The sequence below is a fragment of the Streptomyces sp. NPDC052114 genome (assembly GCF_040680155.1).
Classification (GTDB): Bacteria; Actinomycetota; Actinomycetes; order Streptomycetales; family Streptomycetaceae; genus Streptomyces.
Genome location: NZ_JBFAWC010000016.1, coordinates 129,665 through 149,878, shown reverse-complemented (window position 1 = coordinate 149,878; position 20,214 = coordinate 129,665). Strand labels below are relative to the sequence as shown.

Annotated in this window: 17 protein-coding genes and 2 riboswitches; of the genes, 14 read left to right on the top strand and 3 right to left on the bottom strand. The window is 73.7% G+C overall.

Annotated elements, in window-relative coordinates:
* The first annotated feature begins 29 nt into the window (after positions 1-29).
* From AB0L89_RS31110 to AB0L89_RS31085, 6 genes are all read left to right on the top strand, one after another.
* Positions 30-680, top strand: coding sequence for a TetR family transcriptional regulator (locus tag AB0L89_RS31110; protein WP_365148276.1), 651 nt, complete (start codon positions 30-32; stop codon positions 678-680).
* Positions 681-710: 30 nt separating this feature from the next.
* On the top strand, positions 711-2,333 hold the full coding sequence (locus AB0L89_RS31105; protein WP_365148273.1) for an amidohydrolase: 1,623 nt from the start codon (positions 711-713) through the stop codon (positions 2,331-2,333).
* A gap of 163 nt (positions 2,334-2,496) precedes the next feature.
* Positions 2,497-2,889 carry a hypothetical protein gene (locus AB0L89_RS31100; protein ID WP_365148270.1) on the top strand — a complete coding sequence of 131 codons (393 nt, stop codon included), beginning with the start codon at positions 2,497-2,499 and terminating at the stop codon, positions 2,887-2,889.
* Positions 2,890-2,900: 11 nt separating this feature from the next.
* Positions 2,901-3,527: a hypothetical protein gene (locus tag AB0L89_RS31095; RefSeq protein WP_365148267.1), complete on the top strand. Its 627-nt coding sequence runs from the start codon at positions 2,901-2,903 to the stop codon at positions 3,525-3,527.
* Positions 3,528-3,572: 45 nt separating this feature from the next.
* On the top strand, positions 3,573-3,956 hold the full coding sequence (locus AB0L89_RS31090; protein WP_055701828.1) for a peptidase inhibitor family I36 protein: 384 nt from the start codon (positions 3,573-3,575) through the stop codon (positions 3,954-3,956).
* Positions 3,957-4,189: 233 nt separating this feature from the next.
* Positions 4,190-5,368, top strand: coding sequence for a cation diffusion facilitator family transporter (locus AB0L89_RS31085; protein ID WP_365148263.1), 1,179 nt, complete (start codon positions 4,190-4,192; stop codon positions 5,366-5,368).
* On the opposite strand, the gene AB0L89_RS31080 is transcribed toward AB0L89_RS31085, so the two are convergent.
* Positions 5,325-5,741 (bottom strand): ester cyclase, encoded by a 417-nt coding sequence (locus AB0L89_RS31080; RefSeq protein ID WP_365148260.1) that lies wholly within the window; start codon positions 5,739-5,741, stop codon positions 5,325-5,327. The genes AB0L89_RS31085 and AB0L89_RS31080 overlap by 44 nt on opposite strands.
* A gap of 119 nt (positions 5,742-5,860) precedes the next feature.
* On the opposite strand from AB0L89_RS31080, the gene AB0L89_RS31075 reads away from it, so the two are divergent.
* A complete protein-coding gene (locus AB0L89_RS31075; protein WP_365148257.1) occupies positions 5,861-6,508 on the top strand; it encodes a helix-turn-helix domain-containing protein in 648 nt (215 codons plus the stop codon).
* A 96-nt stretch (positions 6,509-6,604) separates the two neighbouring features.
* On the opposite strand, the gene metE is transcribed toward AB0L89_RS31075, so the two are convergent.
* Positions 6,605-8,929: a 5-methyltetrahydropteroyltriglutamate--homocysteine S-methyltransferase gene (gene metE, locus AB0L89_RS31070; protein ID WP_365148394.1), complete on the bottom strand. Its 2,325-nt coding sequence runs from the start codon at positions 8,927-8,929 to the stop codon at positions 6,605-6,607.
* Positions 8,930-9,090: 161 nt separating this feature from the next.
* A riboswitch (cobalamin riboswitch) is annotated at positions 9,091-9,324 on the bottom strand.
* A gap of 90 nt (positions 9,325-9,414) precedes the next feature.
* A riboswitch (cobalamin riboswitch) is annotated at positions 9,415-9,595 on the top strand.
* 211 nt (positions 9,596-9,806) lie between these two features.
* On the opposite strand from metE, the gene AB0L89_RS31065 reads away from it, so the two are divergent.
* The 5 genes from AB0L89_RS31065 (at position 9,807) to AB0L89_RS31045 (ending at position 16,119) form a co-directional block, all read left to right on the top strand.
* The gene (locus AB0L89_RS31065; protein ID WP_365148254.1) at positions 9,807-11,306 is read left to right on the top strand and encodes a CoA-acylating methylmalonate-semialdehyde dehydrogenase; all 1,500 of its coding nucleotides are present in this window, start codon (positions 9,807-9,809) and stop codon (positions 11,304-11,306) included.
* Positions 11,307-11,311: 5 nt separating this feature from the next.
* A complete protein-coding gene (locus tag AB0L89_RS31060; protein WP_365148391.1) occupies positions 11,312-12,466 on the top strand; it encodes an acyl-CoA dehydrogenase family protein in 1,155 nt (384 codons plus the stop codon).
* Positions 12,463-13,539, top strand: a complete 1,077-nt coding sequence (locus AB0L89_RS31055; RefSeq protein ID WP_365148251.1) for an enoyl-CoA hydratase/isomerase family protein — start codon at positions 12,463-12,465, stop codon at positions 13,537-13,539. Before AB0L89_RS31060 ends, AB0L89_RS31055 begins: the two co-directional genes overlap by 4 nt.
* Entirely contained in the window at positions 13,533-14,486 is a 954-nt protein-coding gene (mmsB, locus tag AB0L89_RS31050; protein ID WP_365148247.1) for a 3-hydroxyisobutyrate dehydrogenase, read from the top strand. Before AB0L89_RS31055 ends, mmsB begins: the two co-directional genes overlap by 7 nt.
* A gap of 142 nt (positions 14,487-14,628) precedes the next feature.
* Positions 14,629-16,119 (top strand): PepSY domain-containing protein, encoded by a 1,491-nt coding sequence (locus AB0L89_RS31045; protein WP_365148244.1) that lies wholly within the window; start codon positions 14,629-14,631, stop codon positions 16,117-16,119.
* 13 nt (positions 16,120-16,132) lie between these two features.
* Here AB0L89_RS31045 and AB0L89_RS31040 read toward each other — a convergent pair whose 3' ends face one another.
* Positions 16,133-16,573 (bottom strand): VOC family protein, encoded by a 441-nt coding sequence (locus AB0L89_RS31040; protein ID WP_365148241.1) that lies wholly within the window; start codon positions 16,571-16,573, stop codon positions 16,133-16,135.
* 72 nt (positions 16,574-16,645) lie between these two features.
* Here AB0L89_RS31040 and AB0L89_RS31035 point away from each other — a divergent pair, with 72 nt between their 5' ends.
* Together AB0L89_RS31035 and AB0L89_RS31030 are read left to right on the top strand one after the other, a co-directional pair.
* Complete coding sequence (locus tag AB0L89_RS31035; RefSeq protein WP_365148238.1) at positions 16,646-17,335, top strand: hypothetical protein; 690 nt, start codon at positions 16,646-16,648, stop codon at positions 17,333-17,335.
* A 256-nt stretch (positions 17,336-17,591) separates the two neighbouring features.
* The gene (locus AB0L89_RS31030; protein ID WP_365148235.1) at positions 17,592-20,201 is read left to right on the top strand and encodes a hypothetical protein; all 2,610 of its coding nucleotides are present in this window, start codon (positions 17,592-17,594) and stop codon (positions 20,199-20,201) included.
* Positions 20,202-20,214 lie beyond the last annotated feature (13 nt).

Below are 20,214 nucleotides of genomic sequence, written 5' to 3'. Positions count from 1 at the left end.
TTGGTCGCACACTCAATAACGTTGCGGGCATGTCGTCAAGCGTTGAGCGCAAGCGAATTCGGAAATCTCCGGCCGCCCGACGTGCGGAAATCGTCGCCGCGGCCGCCGCCGTCGCCCTGTCCGAGGGGCTGGAGTGCGTCACCCTGCGGCGGATCGCCGAGGAGCTGGACGTACGGCCGGGATTGATCAGTCACTACTTCCCCTCCGCCGAGGACCTCGTCGCGGAGGCGTTCGGCAGCGCTGCGAGCGCCGAGCTCGACGGCCTCCTGCCGGCCGAGCGGGCCGACGGAACCCCGGTTCGGCACCTCGCGCGGTTCTTCGCGCGTGCGACGGGCGAGGCGTACGACGACATCAGCCGCCTCTGGATCAACGCCCGGCACCTGAGCCGCTATCGACCCGTCCTGCGCGACCGCGTGGCCGAGCAGGAGGCCGCCTGGCGCGGGCGCCTCGCCGACCTCATCCGGGAGGGCGTCGAGCGCGACGAATTCCGCACCGAGGAACCGTATGTGACGACCATTCAGATCCTGGTGGTACTCGACGGCCTCGGCGCCCACGCCAACACCGACACCGGCGACCGCCCCGCGGCGGTGACGCGGATGGCGCTCACCACGGCCGAGCGCGAACTCGGCCTCGAACACGGCACGTTGAGTGCCGACCCCGACCCTTCCGCCTCCCGCTGACTCCACCCCCCTGTACCGAGGAGCCCTCTGGTGTCCACCCCGCTCGTCCTGCTCTCCGCCCGCCTGCTCGACCCGGTCACCGGCGCGCTGCTGCCCCACACCGCGCTGGCCGTGTCCGACGGGCGGATCTCCGCACTGGGCGACGACCGTGACGTACGCGCCCTCGCGGACCCCTCGACGACGGTCATCGACCTCAAGGGCGCCGTCGTCACCCCGGGCCTGGTCGACGCACACCTCCACCCCGTCTCGGGCGCCGAGCTGACCCAGGGCCTCGACCTGTCGGGCTGCGCCGACCTGACCGCGGTGCGCGCGGCGCTGGCCCGCGAGGTCGAGACCCTCGCCCCGGGCGCGTGGCTGCACGGCTGGGGCCTCGACCCGAACGTCTTCGGGGACCGGCCCGTGGCGACCGACGCGCTCGGCCCCGTGCTCGACGGAGTGCCCGCCCTCCTCCAGCTCTTCGACGCCCACTCCATGCTGGCCAGCCCCCGCGCGCTCGCCCTCGCCGGAGTCGACGGGCCACGGACCTTCGCGCAGGCCGCCGAGGTCGTGTGCGACGACGCGGGCCGGCCCACCGGGCTGCTCCTGGAGGACGCCGCCTGCGAACTCGTCGAGCGCGCCGCCCCGCGGCCCACCCGCGCCGAGCGGCGCGCCCGGCTCGCCGGTGCCCTGCGCGCGATGGCCGCCGCCGGACTCACCGGCGGCCACGCCATGGACGCCAACGGCGAAAGCCTTGAGCTGTACGCCGAGTTGGACGCGGCCGGCGAGCTGCCGGTGCGGCTGCGCGTCGCGCCGTGGTGCCAGCCGGGCACCGACGGCGACGCGCTGCGCGCGCTCATCGACCAGCAGGGCACCGGCGGCGCGCTGTGGCACACCAGGGGCGTCAAGCTCTTCATGGACGGCACCATCGACAACGGCACCGCCTGGCTCGAACACCCCGACTGCCACGGCGAGTCCACGCACGCCTTCTGGCCCGACCCGGCCGCGTACACCGACGTCATCGGCGCGCTCCACCGGGCGGGCGTGCCCACCGCCACCCACGCCATCGGGGACGCCGCCGTGCGGCACGCCCTCGACGCCGTCGAGAAGGCGCGGGCCGCGGGCGACAGTGGCGTACGACACCGGATCGAGCACATCGAGACCGTGCCCGACGACACTCTCGGCCGCTTCGCCGAACTCGGCGTCATCGCCTCCATGCAGCCCACCCACTGCTGCGACTTCACCCGGGCCGACCACACCGACAACTGGTCGCGCCGCCTCGGCGAGGAGCGCGCCGCGCGCGCCTGGCGCTGCCGCGACCTGTGGGACTCGGGCGCCACCGTCGTCCTCGGCTCCGACTGGCCCATCGCCCCCTACCCGCCGCTCGGCGTCATGGCGGGCGCCCGCCACCGCCGTCCGAGCCGCGACCTGACCCAGGACCCGCACGGGCCCGAGCAGGCGCTCACCGCCCTTGAGGCCCTCCAGGGCATGACCGTCAACGCCGCCCGCGCGGCGGGCGAGGAGCACGAGGCGGGCCGCATCGAGGTCGGTCACCGCGCCGACCTCACGGTCCTCGCGGACAACCCGCTGACCACCGCGGCCGTCGAGCTGCCGGAGCTGCCCGTGCTCCTGACGGTCCTCGACGGGCGCCCCACCCACCGGGACGCGAGCGTGTGACGCCGTACTCGGGGTGAGGCGGGGCCGGCGGCGCGGGGGCCGGGGAAGTGCCGGCGGCACCTGCGGTACGACTACTCACCGGTGCGGGTGATGCTGTGTCTACCTGCGAGAACACCTGGGAAAGAAGCGCATGCATCGCACGCCTGCCACCCCGGGAGTCCCCTTGCGCCACCCTGTCGCCGCCCTCGCCGCCGCCTTCGCCGCGGTCGCCCTGACCGCCCTCGGCGGCGCCTCCGCGACCGCCTCGCCCGCCGCTCCGTCCGCCCCGGCGGCGGCCGGTCCGGGCGAGGTCTGCTTCTGGCCCGAGCCCGGCCAGATGGGCGGCGGAGGCTGGTGCTACAGGCCCGGCGGGTACGCCGAGGCCGAGGACCGCGTCCACCGGCACGCCGGTTCCTTCCGCTCCGACTACAACGGCAGCGTCTTCGCCATCCACTTCCCCAGCTGGGGCGGCTGCGTCTACCGCGAGATCCGCGCCTATGACACCTCCGACAACTGGGACTGGGGCGGCAAGCTCGACGGCGTCGACAGCGCGAAGCGCGACTGCCAGCCCGGGTGAGGCCGACCGCCGTGCCACGTCGATACGGATATGGATACGGTCGATACGGATATGGGCACGGGGGCCGGGACCGGCACGCGGACCGGCACGTCGACCAGTCCGTCGACCGGCACCGGCACCGGAACCGACGTCGGCCCGCCCGTCCGGGCATCGCCGCCCTGCTCGCCGCCGCCTGCCTCCTGAGCGGCCTCACCGCGCTCACCGGCTGCGGCGCGCCCAGACAGCCGACCGTCTCGCTGAACCCCAGCGACACCGTCAAGGCTGCCCAACTCCTGCTCACCGACCGCTGCCTGACCCATCGGGGCCTCACACCGCCCCGCCGGGGCGAGCGGCCCGCGAGCGAGGCCGAGGGGCGGCGCGTCGACCACGCGCTGTTCGGCACGGGCCGGGCCGAGCTCGAGCTCACCCTGCCCAGCGGTCACGTCGTCAGCCAGCACACCGACGGCTGCCTCGCCGAGGCGCAGCGGCGGCTCTACGGCGACCAGCGGCGCTGGTTCCAGGCGTCGACGACCGTCAACAACCTCCACTCCAAGGCGCCGTCACGCGACCGCGCCGCCTACCGGGAGCTGCGGGACCGCGCCCTCCAGCGCGCGCGGACCCTGCTCACCGCCGAGACCCGCACCACCGCACAGCGGTAGCGGAAGCACCACCGCACCCACGCGTCACACGAAAGGCAGTCATCCATGAAGCAACCCCTCGCTCTGCTCGCCGCCGTCCTCCTGGCGGCGGGCGGCGCCCTCGCCACCACCACGCCCGCCGCGGCGGCGGAGTGCCCGAGCGGCCACTTCTGCGCCTGGACGGAGGCCAACTTCGCGGGTCAGCGCGCCAACTGGTCGGGCGACGACGAGTGGTGGGAGAGCTGGATCGCCGACGAGGACTCCTCCTGGGCGAACCACGGCATCTCGGGTCCCGGCGTGAAGGACCACGTCATCGTCCACGAGGACGCCGTCCAGTGGCCGTCGACCGGCGGCGCCGCGACGATCTGCCTCTCGCCCGGCCAGGAGGTCGGCTACAACGGCGTCGCCAACGACCGCGGCGACTCCCACACCTGGGCCATGGGCTGCTAGACGCCTGCCCGCCGCCGGTCCCCGCGACCGGCGGCCATCGGCCGTCGGCCGGAATCGGGCACTGGGCCGGTACGTGCGGCCCGGTGCCTTTTCGCGTTCCGCCGTGGATGCGCAGGATGCGCAGGTGAGGGGCGCGTGCGTGTGGGCGTCCGCGGGGCGCGAGTGCCTTCGTACGCACACAATGAGGGGCGCCGTCCGCGGACAGAGTCCGCGTACAGGAAGGGGCATCACGCGTGAGCGACCGTCACGATCTCGGCCATGAGCACGGCCATGAGCATCCTCACTCCGACCGCCATCCCGATACGCCCCATGAACCCGACACATCTCACGCCCCCGACGCGCCCCACGGCCATCACCACCCCCACGGCTCCGGCCTGTGGCACCGACTCCGGCATCGGGTCACGCCGCACTCCCACGACAGCGTCGACAAGGTCGATGCCGCGCTGGAGAGTTCGGCGCGCGGGATGCGGGCGCTGTGGGTGTCGCTCGCCGTGCTCGGGGCGACGGCCCTCGCCCAGGCCGCGGTCGTCGTGGTGTCCGGCTCGGTCGCCCTGCTCGGCGACACCGTGCACAACGCCGCCGACGCCCTGACCGCGGTGCCGCTCGGCATCGCGTTCGTCCTGGGCCGGCGAGCGGCGACGCGCCGCTTCACGTACGGGTACGGCCGTGCCGAGGACCTCGCCGGGATCGTCATCGTGCTCACCATCGCCGCCTCGGCGGCCTTCGCCGCCTGGACGGCCGTCGAACGGCTGCTTGAGCCACGGGACATGCGTCACGTCCCGGTGGTGGCGGTCGCCGCCGTCATCGGATTCGCCGGCAACGAAGCCGTGGCCCGGTACCGCATCCGCGTCGGCCGCGAGATCGGCTCGGCCGCGCTGGTCGCCGACGGACTGCACGCCCGTACGGACGGGTTCACCTCGCTGGCGGTCCTCCTGGGTGCGGGCGGCGCGGCCCTGGGCATCCGGCTCGCCGATCCCGTGGTCGGCCTGCTCATCACGGCGGCGATCCTGCTGGTCCTGCGCGACGCGGCCCGCGAGGTGTTCCGGCGTGTCATGGACGCCGTCGACCCCGCGCTCGTCGACGCGGCCGAACGGGCGCTCGTGGGCGTGCCCGGCGTACGGGGCGTCGGCGAGCTGCGGATGCGCTGGATCGGCCACCGGCTGCGCGCCGAGGTCGCGGTGGTCGTGGACGGCTCGCTGAGCGTGGGCGCGGCGCACCGGGTCGCGGTCGAGGCGGAGCACGCGCTGCTGCACGCGGTGCCCCGGCTGACCGCGGCCCTGGTGCACGCGGATCCCGCGCCCGAGGCCGGTGAGCGGGACCCGCATCTGGCCCTCGCCCATCACGCGCGGACGCGGCCCGCGCCGCCCGTCACTGCTCCCGCAGCTGCTGGAGCAGGCCGAGGCGGTCGATGACGGCGTGGCGCTCGCTGATGCGGTCGCCGACGAAGCGGAACAGGGCGAACGCCTCGGTGCTCACCTCGCGGCCGGTGGCGGGCACGCCCATCAGCTCGCCGGTGTGGCGGGCCCGCATGCGCCAGCGCACCACGACCGCGTCGCCCTCGCCGACGAGGTCGAGGATCTCGAAGGAGGGGTCGGTGTACGCGTCGTGCACCGCGCTGATGGCCTCCTTGAAGCCCCGAGGGCCCCGGACGTTCTGGTGCTTGCCCTCCGAGGTGACGAAGTCGTCGGTGAACAGGCCGTCGGCGACGCCGGTGTCGCCGGCCTCCAGTGCCGCGTACAGCTTGCGGATGGCGTCCTTGCGCGCTTCCCGTGCGGGAGCAGTCATGGGATCTTCCCTCCGGATCATTTACTGAGTGATGTGTCAGTAAGTTAACCTTCTTCTGAGCGATTACTCAATAAAGAAGTGACCGCTCGACAGGGATCGGCGACGAAAGGGGACATGAGGTGACGCAGGCGCGGCGCGGAAGGCCGTCGACCGGGGTGCGGGAGGCGGTCCTGAAGAGCACCGTCGAGGTGCTCGGCGAGGCGGGCATCGCCCTGTCCACCAAGGAGATCGCGCGCCGGGCGGGCGTGGCGGAGTCGAGCATCTTCTACCACTTCGGCGACCGGCTCGGCCTGCTGCAGGCGGTCATCGGGCAGCATCTGCCGGTGTTCTCCGACGCCACGGTCGTGCTCGGGCGGCGCGAGCCCGACGGGGACGCGGCTCCCGAGGGCGATGCGGCCTCTGCGGGGGCCGGGGAGGACCTGCGGTCCGACCTGGTGGCCGTGGTGAGCGGCCTGGAGCGCTTCTACCTGGGGATCATGCCGATCCTCGGCACCCTGCAGTCCGACCGCCAGCTGCGCGAACTCCTCGTGGGGCGCGAGGGTGCGGTGGGCCCGCACCTGGCGCACGGCGTGGTCGCCGACCTGCTGCGCACCGAGCAGGGGGCCGGGCGGGTGCGCGCGGGCCTGGACCCGGCGGCGGGCGCGCTGCTGCTCATCGGGGCCGCCCACCAGCGGGCCATGCACCGCTATCTGCTCGGGTCCGGCGCCGAGGCGTTCCTGCCGCCGGTCGACACGGTGGTGGACGCGCTGCTGCCGTCGTTCGCCTGACGGGACGCGGCACGACGGCGCACGTTCCGGGCACCGCTGGTGCCCTTGCCGGAGCGGCGACCCCCTCAAGTGGCCGCCCCGGCAAGGGGATCGGGGTCAGGCGGTGCGCTCGGGCAGCTCCGCCCGCACCTCACGGGCCGCGGCGACCAGGCTCGCCAGCGATGCCTTGGTCTCCGGCCAGCCGCGCGTCTTGAGACCGCAGTCCGGGTTCACCCACAGCCGGTCGGCGGGAATGGCTTCAAGTCCCTTGCGCAGCAGGGCCGCCGACTCCGCCGTGCTGGGCACGCGCGGCGAGTGGATGTCGTAGACGCCGGGCCCGACCTCGCGGGGATAGCCGCCCGTGGCCAGCTCGTCCGCGACCTGCATGTGCGAGCGGGCCGCCTCCAGACTGATGACGTCGGCGTCGAGTTCGTCGATGGCGCGCAGGATGTCGCCGAACTCGGCGTAGCACATGTGGGTGTGGATCTGGGTGTCCGGACGTACGCCGCTCGTGGAGAGGCGGAACGACTCCGTAGCCCAGGCGAGGTACGCGGCCTGGTCGGCGGCGCGCAGCGGCAGCGTCTCGCGCAGCGCGGGCTCGTCGACCTGGATCACCGAAGTGCCCGCCGCCTCCAGGTCGTTCACCTCGTCGCGCAGCGCGAGGGCGACCTGGCGCGCGGTGTCGCCGAGCGGCTGGTCGTCGCGGACGAAGGACCAGGCGAGCATCGTGACGGGACCCGTGAGCATGCCCTTGACCGGACGGGCGGTGAGGGACTGGGCGTAGGACGTCCAGCGCACCGTCATCGGCTCGGGCCGCGAGATGTCGCCCGCGAGCACCGGCGGGCGCACATAGCGCGTGCCGTACGACTGGACCCAGCCGTGCTGCGTGGCCAGATATCCGGTGAGCTGCTCGGCGAAGTACTGGACCATGTCGTTGCGTTCGGCCTCGCCGTGCACCAGGACGTCCAGGCCCGCCTTCTCCTGGAAGGCGATCACCTCCTGGATCTCGGCCCTGATGCGCTCCTCATAGCCGTCGGTGTCCACCCGTCCGGCGCGCAGGTCGGCGCGCGCGGTACGCAGTTCGGTCGTCTGCGGGAAGGAGCCGATGGTGGTCGTCGGCAGCTGCGGCAGGCCGAGGCGGCCCCGCTGGGCGGGCGCGCGCTCCGGGTAGGCGTGCGCGCGGCGGGCGTCGGCCTCGGTGACGCCCGCGACGCGGGCGCGTACCGCCGGATCGTGGGTGAGCGCCGAGCCGGCCCGGGAGGCCAGGTCGGCCCGGTTGGCGGCCAGTTCGGCGGTGATGGCGCCGGGTCCCTGGGCCAGGCCGCGCGCCAGGACGGCGATCTCGGTGGTCTTCTGCCGGGCGAAGGCCAGCCAGCGGGCGATCTGCGGGTCGATGTCGCGCTCGGCGGTCGCGTCCAGCGGGACGTGCAGCAGCGAGCAGGACGCGGAGACGTCGACCCGGTCGGCGAGCCCGAGGAGGGTGCCCAGCGTGGCGAGCGACTTCTCCAGGTCGTTGAGCCAGATGTTGCGGCCGTTGACCACGCCCGCGACCAGCCGCTTGCCGGGCAGTCCGCCGACGGCCGCGAGGTCGTCGAGCTGGCCCGCGGCCGACTCGGTGAAGTCGAGGGCGAGCCCCTCGACCGGCGCCTTGGCGAGCACGGGCAGCGCCTTGCCGAGCCTGCCGAAGTAGGAGGCGACGAGCAGCCTGGGCCGGTCGGTGAGGGCGCCGAGGTCGCGGTAGGCGCGCGTGGCCGCGTTCAGCTCGGCCGGGGTGCGGTCCTGGACCAGCGCGGGTTCGTCGAGCTGGACCCAGTCGGCGCCCGCGGCCCGCAGGTCGGCGAGCACCTCCGCGTACACGGGGAGCAGCCGGTCCAGGAGCGTCAGCGGCTCGAAGTCCGGGGCCACGCCGGGCGCGGGCTTGGCGAGCAGCAGATACGTGACCGGGCCGACCAGGACCGGGCGCGCGGTGTGCCCCTGCGCGAGCGCTTCCCTGAGCTCGTCGACCTGCTTGCCGGAGTCTGCGGTGAAGACGGTGTCGGGACCCAGCTCGGGCACCAGATAGTGGTAGTTCGTGTCGAACCACTTGGTCATCTCCAGCGGCGCCACGTCCTGGGTGCCGCGGGCCATCGCGAAGTACCCGTCCAGGGCGTCGGCGGTGACGGCGTCGCGGTGCCGGGCGGGGACGGCGCCGACCATCACGCTGGTGTCCAGGACGTGGTCGTAGTACGAGAAGTCGCCGGTCGGCACCTCGTGGAGGCCGGCGTCGGCGAGGTGGCGCCAGGCGGTCCGGCGCAGCGTCGCGGCGGTCTCCCGCAGCTCCTGGGCGGTGACCCGGCCCTTCCAGTAGCCCTCGACGGCCTTCTTCAGTTCGCGGTTCTGGCCCTGGCGGGGGTAGCCGTACACGGTGGCGTGCACTGCCGCGGCTGCGGACTTGGATGTCACGGAACTCTCCTTCGCGAGCGTGTCGGTGCCGATCCCGGCGGCGACGGGGGCGCGAAGGGTGTGACGCATCGGGAGGAGCGGACCGGCGCCGTGCGCGCGGTCGTCCGCCTGATGTGTACGCCGACCCGCCCTCGAGGTCACCGAGATCTCCGTGCGCGATCGGTCGCGCACGGGCAACGGGCAGGTCTTCGGACTCGCGGGCCCGTCCACCGCCTTCGTGAGAAGGCGCGGACACCTACTGGCCGTCGCTTCCCAGGACCGGCTCTCCGGTCCCAGTGCGTGTGACGGCGGTCGTTCCCGCTCACCGCTGCGGGGCAGTCCCGGATTCCCACCGGGTTCCCTCTTGCGACGCGCCTGCCTGGCGGGCAGGGCGAACCAGCTGCAGTGGTCAGCGTATACCCGCCGAAGGTCACGCAGGTGGCCCGCGGATGTCGACCCGGTGCCGGGGAGGGTGGGGTGGACTTACTAGGACGTCCAACTATATGTTCGTGAGCAGAGCCCGCGGTGCAGGGAAGCCGGTGTGAATCCGGCGCGGTCCCGCCACTGTGACCGGGGAGTGCGTTCTCGCCGAGCGATACGCCACTGACGGACAAGTCCCGTCGGGAAGGCGGGAGAACGCGCGTTGATCCGGGAGTCAGGATACCGGCCGCGGGGTGTTCCGTGTTGTCCACGAGGATGGAGCAGACACGCATGGCACCGGTCCGTACCCACGACCCAGGTGATCCGGCGGAGCGCGCGGCGGTCCCCGCCCGCGCTCAACTCCCCGACGGCCCCTAGGCCTTCGCGTCCCACGGCTGCCCCGGCCACGCCCCCCGACGGGCGCTGTCGGCGGTCTGCCGTGCCATCCCCGGATCCCACCTGACGAGAGCAGGCTCCCATGGTCCGTGAACTGACCCATCTCATCTCCGGCAAGCACGTGCGCGGGGCCTCGGGGCTCTACGCCGACGTGTACGACCCCAACTCCGGCTCCGTGCAGGCCCAGGTGCCGCTGGCCGGCCGCGCGGAGACGGCCGAGGCGATCGCCGACGCCGAGGAGGCGCAGCGCGCGTGGGGCGAGTGGAACCCGCAGCGGCGCGCCCGCGTCCTGCTGCGCTTCCTCCAACTCGTCGAGGGCGAGCGGGACTCGCTGGCCCGGCTCCTGTCCGGCGAGCACGGCAAGACCGTCGCCGACGCCCACGGCGACCTGCAACGCGGCCTGGAGGTCGTCGAGTTCGCCGCGGGCATCCCGCATCTGCTGAAGGGCGAGTTCACCGACAACGCGGGCACCGGCATCGACGTGTACTCCTTGCGCGTACCCCTCGGCGTCATGGCCGGGATCACCCCGTTCAACTTCCCCGCGATGATCCCGCTGTGGCAGCTGGCGCCCGCGCTCGCCTGCGGCAACTCCTTCGTCCTCAAGCCGTCCGAGCGCGCGCCGTCCGTACCGCTCAGGCTCGCCGAACTGTTCCTGGAGGCGGGCCTGCCGCCCGGCGTCCTGAACGTCGTCAACGGCGGCAAGGAAGCCGTGGACACCCTCCTGGAGGACCCGCGCGTCCAGGCGCTCGGCTTCGTCGGCTCCACCCCGATCGCCGCGCACATCTACGCCACCGCCGCCGCGCAGGGCAAGCGCGCCCAGTGCTTCGGCGGCGCCAAGAACCACATGATCGTTATGCCGGACGCCGACCTCGACCAGGCCGTGGACGCCCTGATCGGCGCCGGGTACGGCTCCGCGGGCGAGCGCTGCATGGCCATCTCGGTCGCCGTCCCGGTGGGGGAGGAGACCGGTGACGCACTCGTCGCCCGCCTCAAGGAACGCGTGGCCGACCTGCGCATCGGCCGCTCCGACGACCCCGAGGCCGACTTCGGCCCGCTGGTGAGCCGCGAGGCGCTCGACCGCGTCCGCCGCTACGTCGACATCGGGGTCAACGAAGGCGCCGAACTCGTCGTCGACGGACGTGACTTCACCCTGGAAGGACACGAGAACGGCTTCTTCGCCGGGGCCACCCTCTTCGACCGGGTCTCGCCGCGCATGCGGATCTACCGGGAGGAGATCTTCGGGCCGGTGCTGTGCGTGGCCCGCGCGGCGGACTACGAGAGCGCGCTGCGCCTGCCCACCGAGCACCCCTACGGCAACGGCGTCGCGATCTTCACCAGGGACGGCGACACCGCACGCGACTTCTCGCGGCGCGTCGGCGCCGGCATGGTCGGGGTCAACGTCCCCATCCCGGTCCCGGTCGCGTACCACACCTTCGGCGGCTGGAAGCGGTCCGGCTTCGGCGACCTCAACCAGCACGGCCCCGACGCCGTCCGCTTCTGCACCCGCACCAAGACCGTCACCTCGCGCTGGCCCGCCGGAGCCAGGGAAGGCGCGAACTTCACCATCCCGACGATGGGATGACCGCGATGACATCGCTCACCGGCACCCTCACCAAGGACCAACTCGCCCTCGCCGAGGTCACCCTGGACTTCGCCGAGGAACACCTCGCCCCGCACGCCGTCGCCTGGGACCGCGACAAGCACTTCCCCGTGGACGTGCTGCGCAAGGCCGCGGCGCTCGGCCTCGGCGGCGTCTACGTCCGTGAGGAGCACGGCGGCTCCGGCCTCGGCCGCACCGACGGCACCCTCGTCTTCGAGGCCCTGGCCACCGGCTGCCCCTCCATCGCCGGATACCTCTCCATCCACAACATGGTCGCCTGGATGATCGACCGCTACGGCGACGAGGGCCAGCGCGCCCGCTGGCTGCCCGGCCTGTGCGCGGCCGAGACGCTGGGCAGTTACTGCCTCACCGAGCCCGGCGCCGGATCCGACGCGGCGGCCCTGCGCACCCGCGCGGAACGCGACGGCGACCACTACGTCCTCACCGGCGTCAAACAGTTCATCTCCGGGGCGGGCGCCTCGCACGTCTACGTGGTCATGGCCCGCACCGGCGAGGACGGGCCCGGCGGCGTCACCGCGTTCGTCGTCGAACGGGACGACCCCGGCCTCTCCTTCGGTGCCGACGAACGCAAGATGGGCTGGAACGCCCAGCCCACCCGCCAAGTGCTCCTCGACGGCGTGCGCGTCCCCGCCGACCGCCGTCTCGGCGCGGAGGGCGAGGGCTTCCGCATCGCCATGAACGGCCTCAACGGCGGCCGCCTCGGCATCGCCGCCTGCTCGCTCGGCGGCGCGCAGAGCGCCCTGCACCGCAGCGTCTCCTACCTCGCCGACCGCGAGGCATTCGGCGCGCCGCTCCTGGACGCGCAGGCGCTGCGGTTCCGGCTCGCCGACATGGCCACCGAACTGTCCGCCGCCCGCGCGCTGGTGCGTCAGGCCGCCGATGCCCTCGACCGGGACGACCCCCGGGCCCCGCAGCTGTGCGCCATGGCCAAGAGGTTCGCCACCGACACCGGCTACTCCGTCGCCGACCGCGCCCTGCAACTCCACGGCGGCTACGGCTACTTGAGCGAGTACGGCATCGAGAAGATCGTCCGGGACCTGCGGGTCCACCAGATCCTGGAAGGAACGAACGAGATCATGCGCCTGATCGTGGCCCGCGGCCTGACCGAGGCCGTCCGATGACCATGGCCGACGACCCCGTCCTCCTCCATGTCGAGGGCCGCGCGGCCCGCATCACCCTCAATCGTCCCCAGGCCCTCAACGCCCTCACCCACACCATGGTGCGCCGCATCGACGAGGCGCTGACCGCCTGGGAGGACGACCCCGCCGTCGAGACCGTCGTCCTCACCGGCGCGGGGGAGCGCGGCCTGTGCGCGGGCGGTGACATCAGGTCCATCCACGGCGACATCACCGCGGGCGGCGGTGAGGCGACGCGCGCCTTCTGGCGCGACGAGTATCGTCTCGACGCCCGCATCGCCCGCTATCCCAAGCCGTACGTCGCCGTCATGGACGGAGTCGTCATGGGCGGCGGCGTCGGCATCTCGGCGCACGGCAGCGTCCGCGTGGTCACCGAACGCTCGCGCGTGGCCATGCCCGAGACCGGCATCGGCTTCGTCCCCGACGTCGGCGGCACCTACCTCCTGGGCCTCGCGCCCGGCGAGATCGGCACCCATCTGGCCCTGACGGGTGCGCAGGTGACGGCCGGTGACGCGCTCAGATGCGGGCTCGCCGACCACTTCGTGCCGTCGTCCTCGCTGCCCGGCCTGCTCGCCGACCTCGCCGGGGCGCCCGTGCACGACGTGCTCGCGCGGCACGTCCAGGACGCGCCGCCAGGACCGCTCGCCGACGAACGGTCCTGGATCGACCACTGCTATGCCGCCGGATCGATCGAGGAGATCATCGCCCGGCTCCTCGCGGACGGCTCGCGCGCGGCGAAGGAGGCCGCCGAGGCGCTGTTCTCCCGGTCTCCTCTCGCGCTCAAGGTGACGCTGGCCGCGATCCGCCGGGCAAGACAACTGGCGTCGCTGGAAGCGGTGTTGGACCAGGAGTACCGCGTGTCCTGCGCGGCCCTGGCCGCCCCCGACCTGGTCGAGGGCATCCGCGCCCAGGTCATCGACAAGGACCGCGCGCCGCGCTGGAACCCCGGCACGTTCGCCGAGGTCGCCGACCGTGACGTCGACCGCTGGTTCGCGCCGCTCGGCGACCGGGAACTCGGGCTGGCCGCGGGCCGCGCGGGAGAAGAGGAGGCATGGTGAGCACGACCGACGACACCACGGCGGAGGCCACGGGCGCCGCGCACCGCACCATCGCGTTCATCGGCCTCGGCCACATGGGCGGGCCGATGGCCGCGAACCTCGCCGCGGCCGGCCACCGCGTCCTCGGGCACGACCTGTCCGCGGAAGCGCTGACCGCCGCGGAGAAGGGCGGAGTCGTCCCCGCCGCCTCGGCCGCCGAGGCCGCCGCCGGGGCCGACGTGGTGATCACGATGCTCCCCGCGGGTCGGCACGTCCTCGCGCTCTACCGAGACGAGGGGCTGCTCGCCGCGGCCGCCCCCGGCACGCTGTTCGTCGACTGCTCCACCATCGACGTCGCCGACGCCAGGCTCGCCCACGAGGCCGCGGGCGCCGCCGGTCACCGCGCCCTGGACGCCCCGGTCTCCGGCGGGGTGGTGGGCGCCGAGGCGGGCACGCTCACCTTCATGGCGGGCGGCGGCACGGCCGAGTTCGCCGAGGCGGAGCCCCTGCTCGCCGTCATGGGGAAGAAGGCCGTGCACTGCGGGACCGCCGGGGCCGGTCAGGCGGCGAAGATCTGCAACAACATGATCCTCGGCATCTCCATGGTCGCCGTCAGCGAGGCCTTCGTCCTCGGCGAGAGCCTCGGCCTGTCCGCGCAGGCACTGTTCGACGTGGCCTCCACCGCGTCCGGGCAGTGTTGGGCGCTCACCTCCAACTGTCCCGTGCCGGGCCCCGTCCCCACGAGCCCCGCCAACCGCGACTACCGCCCCGGCTTCGCCGCCGCCCTCATGGCCAAGGACCTCGGCCTCGCCGCCGGTGCCGCGCGCGCCGCCGGAGTCGACGCGGAACTCGGCCTGCGGGCAGCCCAGTTGTACGAGGAGTTCGCGGCGGGCGAGGGCGCGGCGCGGGACTTCTCGGCGATCGTCGAGACGATCAGACGGCGGTCGGGGGTGGCGGCCACGGACTGAGGGGGCACCCATCCCGCCATTTCCTGTGGCGTACGTCACAGGAAATGGCGGGAACTCGGTGGGTGCGGTGGCCGACTCCTGGACCGGTCCGGCTGAAACCGGACCGTGGCCCGTCGATCCAGCAGAGCCAGGAGACCGCCCCATGCCCGCCGAACCCACCGTCCTCGCCGAAGGCGACGGGCAGCACCCAGCAGAGCCGACCGGTCCTCCGGAGCACGACGACCGGGCCCCGGAGGACCGGCCCGCGCCACGGCGCTCCGGCTGGGCGTCGCTGCGCCCGCTGGTCCTGCGCCTGCACTTCTACGCCGGTGTGCTGATAGCGCCGTTCCTGCTCGTCGCCGCCGTGACCGGCCTCCTGTACGCGGGCTCGTTCCAGGCCGAGAAGATCGTGTACGCCGATGAACTCCGCGTGCCCGTCGCCTCGGACGGGCACGAACTGCCCTTGTCCCGGCAGATCGCCGCGGCCCGCGCGGCGCACCCCGAGGGCACGATCAGCGCGGTCCGTCCCGCGCCGGAGGACGGCGACACCACGCGCGTCCTGCTGTCCGGGGTGCCCGGCGTGGACCCCGACCGCACCCTCGCCGTCTTCGTGAACCCGTACACGGGCGAGGTGCGCGGGGCGCTGGAGCAGTACGGCTCGGGCGGCGCCCTGCCGCTGCGGACCTGGATCGACGAACTCCACCGCGATCTGCACCTCGGCGAGCCGGGCCGGCTCTACAGCGAACTCGCCGCCAGCTGGCTGTGGGTGATCGCGGGCGGCGGCCTCGTCCTGTGGTTCGCGCGGCGCGGGGCGCAGCGGAAGGTGCGGGGCACGACGGGCCGCCGTCGCACGCTCTCGCTGCACGGCTCGGTCGGCGTATGGGCGGCCCTCGGTCTCTTCGTCCTGTCGGCGACCGGCCTGACCTGGTCGACGTACGCGGGCGCGAGCATCGGCGACCTGCGTGAGGCCGTCGGCCAGACGACGCCCGCCGTCTCGGCGAGCGTCACGCCCGGCGCCGAGGCCGGTGCGGGCTCCGGCGGGGAGCACGCAGGCCACGGCGGGGCGGGAGGCCCGGGGGCCGGGCCCGCGGGGGCCGGGGACGCGGCCGACGTCGGATTCGACGCGGTCCTGAAGTCCGCTCGCGAACAGGGCCTTTCGAACCCGGTGGAGATCGTGCCGCCCGCCGACGCGTCGTCCGCGTACGTCGTCCGGCAGATCGGGCGCAGCTGGCCGGAGAAGCAGGACTCCGTCGCCGTGAACCCGGCGAACGGCGAGGTCACCGACGTCCTGCGGTTCGACGACTTCCCCCTGCTCGCCAAGGTGACCCGCTGGGGCATCGACGCGCACACCGGCACGCTCTTCGGTCTGGCCAACCAGATCGTGCTCGCCGCGCTGGCCCTGTGTCTCGTCCTGCTGATCGTGTGGGGCTACCGGATGTGGTGGCAGCGCGGACGCGGCTCGTCCTTCGGGCGCCCGCTGCCGCGCGGAGCGTGGCGCGACGTGCCGCCGTACGTCCTCGTGCCGGCGATGGCGGCGATCGCCGTGCTCGGCTACTTCGTGCCGCTGCTCGGCATCCCGCTCGCGGTGTTCCTCGCGGTGGACATCGCGCTCGGCGAGATCGCGTACCGCCGGGGGAAGCGGAGTTACGCCTGAGGGGCCCGCGCTGTCAGGCGGGCGGCTTGTCCGCGGCGACGCAGAACTCGTTGCCCTCCGGGTCGGCCATCACGACGTGGTGGCCGTCGAACACGGCGAGGACGCTGCCGCCCGCCGCGACGAGCCGCGCGGACTCCGCCCTGATCCGGGCCCAGCGCTCGTCGGCGCCGCCGTGGCCGGGCACGCGGACGTCGATGTGCAGACGGTTCTTGGCCGTCTTCGGCTCGGGGACTCGGAGGATGGACAGGCGCGGCCCGATGCCCTCCGGGTCGCAGAGCCAGGCCCCGCCGTCCGCGGTGTCGTCCTCGGGCAGGTCGAAGCTAGCGAGCCACTCCTCGCGGGTGGTGAAGGGGGCGGGCGGGGGCTCGTCGACGTAGCCGAGCGCGGTCTTCCAGAACGCGCCCAGCAGCCGCGCGTCCGCGCAGTCGAGGGTGAGATCGATACGGGGTGCCATGACCGGACCGTACTGCGCGGCACTGACAGGACCGCGTGGGACCTGCGGACGGCGACGGGATGTAATGGCGCGATGAACACAGGGGGCGCCATGGTGGCGCGCACATGGGACGCGCTGCCGCAGACCGTGCGGGAGCGTGTGGACGAACTGGTGCTCGCGGACCGCATGGCGGGGGCCATGAAGGAGATCTGGGACGCGTTCGGAGAGGGCGGGGCGGCCGAGGGAGGCCCTGTGGGCGGCCCAGGCGGACCAGGCGGCTCGGGTGGTGAGCTTGGTGCGCGCGGCGCGGGTGCCACGGCCGGGTCCGTCTCCGGCGTCCCGCGTCCCGGACTGCGGGACTGCCAGGACGTGGTGGCCGCGCGCTACGAGGCCCTCGCCGACCGCATCGTTCCGCCGACCCGCCCCACGGTGGCCGAACTGGCGGATCTGATCAGGACGGAGCCGGAGCCTCCGCTGGCGGTCGAGGCGCTCTGGGACGGCGACACGCGGGGCTGGATGGTGGACGTCGTCGCGGTGTTCCCCGTCGCGCCCGCCTCGCCGGGCGCCCCCGCTTCCGCAGCGACACCCCGCGATCTGCCTCTCGTCACCCTTCGCGAGGGCGGTGACCTGCGGATCTTCAACGGTCAGGTGCCGCCCTGGCCGGAGGCTGCGGAGGCGCGTCTGATCGGCGGGGAGCTGGCCGAACTGTTCGGCGTTCCCTTCCACTTCGCGAGCCCCGACGAACCCGACGACCGGGCCCCTCGATGGTGGGACAGGCGCTGAACGCGGGCCCATTCGCAAAGAGGTGCGACACGTGAGTGTGACCCGCGCCAGAGCGGGCACCTGATGGGTGAGTCCCGCCGTGTCTCCCCCGTCGCGGCGGGGCTCCCTCGTGGGGCGGGCGCGCCCACCGGCTCTCGGGGCAGGTATCAGGGTCTGCTCCGCCTCACGGGTGATGTCCTTCCCGGACGCGGAATCCGGGACGGGCCACCCCCGCGCACGACGCGGGCCGCAGGGCCGGTCATGTCTCCTGTGGGCCATGGGCATCGGCAGGGGCATGGACCGGCGTACGAGCATGAAGGCGGGCCTGGGCGTCGCGGCGGCGACCGTGGTGGTGGGTACCGGGGCGGGACGCGCCAGGGCGCGCGGGCGGGGGAGTGGGGCCGCGATCACCGTGCAGGCCGAGGCGGCGGTCCGTACGAACATCCCCGTCGCCGCCGACCGCAGGGCGGGGAACGGCAGGTACCTGGCGCTGCTGTCCACCGAACGGCCCCCGGAAGAGGGCTGGTTCGCCACGTACGCGATCGACGCGCCCGCGGCAGGCACCTACGAACTGACCGCGGTCGCCACCGCGCCCGTCGAGCTCCCGCACACCGAGGCGGTCGCCTCCTACCTCGACATCGACGTCAACGGCGGGCCGTCGAGGGAAGCGGGCAGGTCCCAGCCCTACTGGTACGAGTCGAAGGCGGCGTGGGGCGATCTGAGCGTCCTCGCTCTCGGTGACGTGGAACTGCGGCGTGGCGCCAATGAGGTGACGCTCAAGGTGAGCGAACGGACGGTCGTCGACGACGTCGTGGCCTACGCCCTCGCCCTCGACCGTCTGACGCTCACACCGCTCAAGGACACCGTGGTGCGCGACGCGTACGCAGGTGATCCACGGACCGGTCTCGGCACCTACCGCCAGGGCGAACGAGCCCGCCTGCACGTCCGGACCGCCGGACCGGACCGCCGCGCGACACACCGTGTGCGCTACACGGTCACCGACTACTTCGGAGAGCGCGTCGCCGACGGCGTCGCGACCGTCCCCGCAGGGCGGCGTTCCGCATCGGTGGCGCTGCCCCCACTGCCGCCCGGCAACTACCGGGTGGCGGCCGAGATCGCCGACGGCGGCGGCCCCGCCCTGATCCGGCACTTCGCCTGCCTGCCCGAGCGGCGCGCGGTGACCGGCCGCGCCAACCGCTTCGGCGTGAACGCCTTCGTCTTCTCCCTCGTCCCGCCCTCCCGCCTCGACGCCTTCGCCGCGGGGATGCGGGACATGGGCGTGGGGTGCGTACGCGACGGGAACACCTGGCCGGCGGCCGAGCGGCGGCGCGGCGCGTACGCCACCGCGCACTACGACCGCATCACCCGCACGCTGCGCCGCCACGGCCTGACCTCCCTGGAAGTCGTCTCGCCCGCCCCCGAGTGGGCGATGACCGACGCCTCGCTGCCGCTGCCCGCCGACCTGCGCGACGCCTACCGCTACACCCGCCGTCTCGCCTCGGGCCGCGCCGCGTCGGCCACTCCGGAGGCGGTGCAGCTGTCCAACGAACCGGACGTCGACGTCACCCGCAGCACCGGCGACGCGCATGCCGCGTACGTGAAGGCGGCGGCGCTCGGCATCGCGGACGCGCCTCGGGTGCCGCACGCGGAACGGCCGCTCACGGTGCTGCCGGGCATCGCTCAGGCGGGGCACTTCCAGCGGCTGATGCTGGAGAACGACGTCGTGCGGTACGCGGACGTCTGGGCGTTCCACGGCTATCCGCACCCCGCCGAGCAGGACGAGCCGGCGTTCCCGGGCGCCGCCGACGAGCAGCACGCGCTCGCGCGACAGTACGGGAACCGGTGCGGGAGGGGCATGCCGCTGTGGATGACGGAGTGCGGGGCCTTCTTCGCCGCGCAGCCAGGCAGCGACCTGGACACCGCCCAACAGGCCGTACAGGCACGCTACTTGGTGCGCTCCATGGTGGAGGGGCTGGCGGCGGGGAACCAGCGGCAGTTCTGGTTCGCGGGACCGCCCATCCACGACGAGGGCGTGTACTTCGGGCTGCTCAGCCGGGAGTTCCAGCCCTGGCCCGCCTACAGCGCGTGTGCCGCGCTGACCTCACTGCTGGGCGAGGCGCACCACGTCGCCGCCGTGCAGGGGCTGCCCGCAGGGGCGGTCGGGCACGTCTTCGACACGGGGGAGCGGGACGGTGCGGGGCGGCCCGTGACGGTGACGGTGGCGTGGGCCCCGGAGTCCGTGCGGGTGGAACTGCCGCAGCCGGGGCGGGTGGTGGCCGTGCACGACATCATGGGCAGGCGGATGGAGGAGAGCGACCGGACGGCGGCGGGAGAGGTCGTGCTCTCGCGGGACCCTCTGTACGTGGTCTCCGCGGGCGGTGACGAAACCGCGCGGAGGACGGCCGAGCGCGGGCGCGCGCACCCTGGTGGGCCGGGACGGCGGGTGCTCTCCGCCGCCGAGCACATCGTCCTCGGCCAGCGGTACGCCGCGCGCAACGCGGCTCCCGGCAAGGAGGACGGGGACGCCGCGCCGCCGCTCGGCTACCGGCTCGGCACCCGTACCCGGATGGCGCTGGACGTCTACAACTTCACCACCGCGGTCCGCACGGTCACCGTCACCGCCCGTCCGGCCGCCGGGTGGACGGCGCGTGCGGCGGGGAAGGAGGGGGCACGGCGGGTCCGGGTGCGGGTGCCTGCGATGGGGCGTACGAGCGTGGGGTTCACGCTCACCGCCGACCGGACGGTGCGACGGCGGGTCGACCACCGCCTGGCCTTCACCGCGACTCTGGAGGGTGCCGAGGAAGGGGCGGGCGCCGTGCCGCCGTCGGTGGCGCTGATCCACCTCAAGTCGACGGCGGGGCGGCGCGCCCGGGGCCGCAGCGCCTGACGGACGCGCGGAC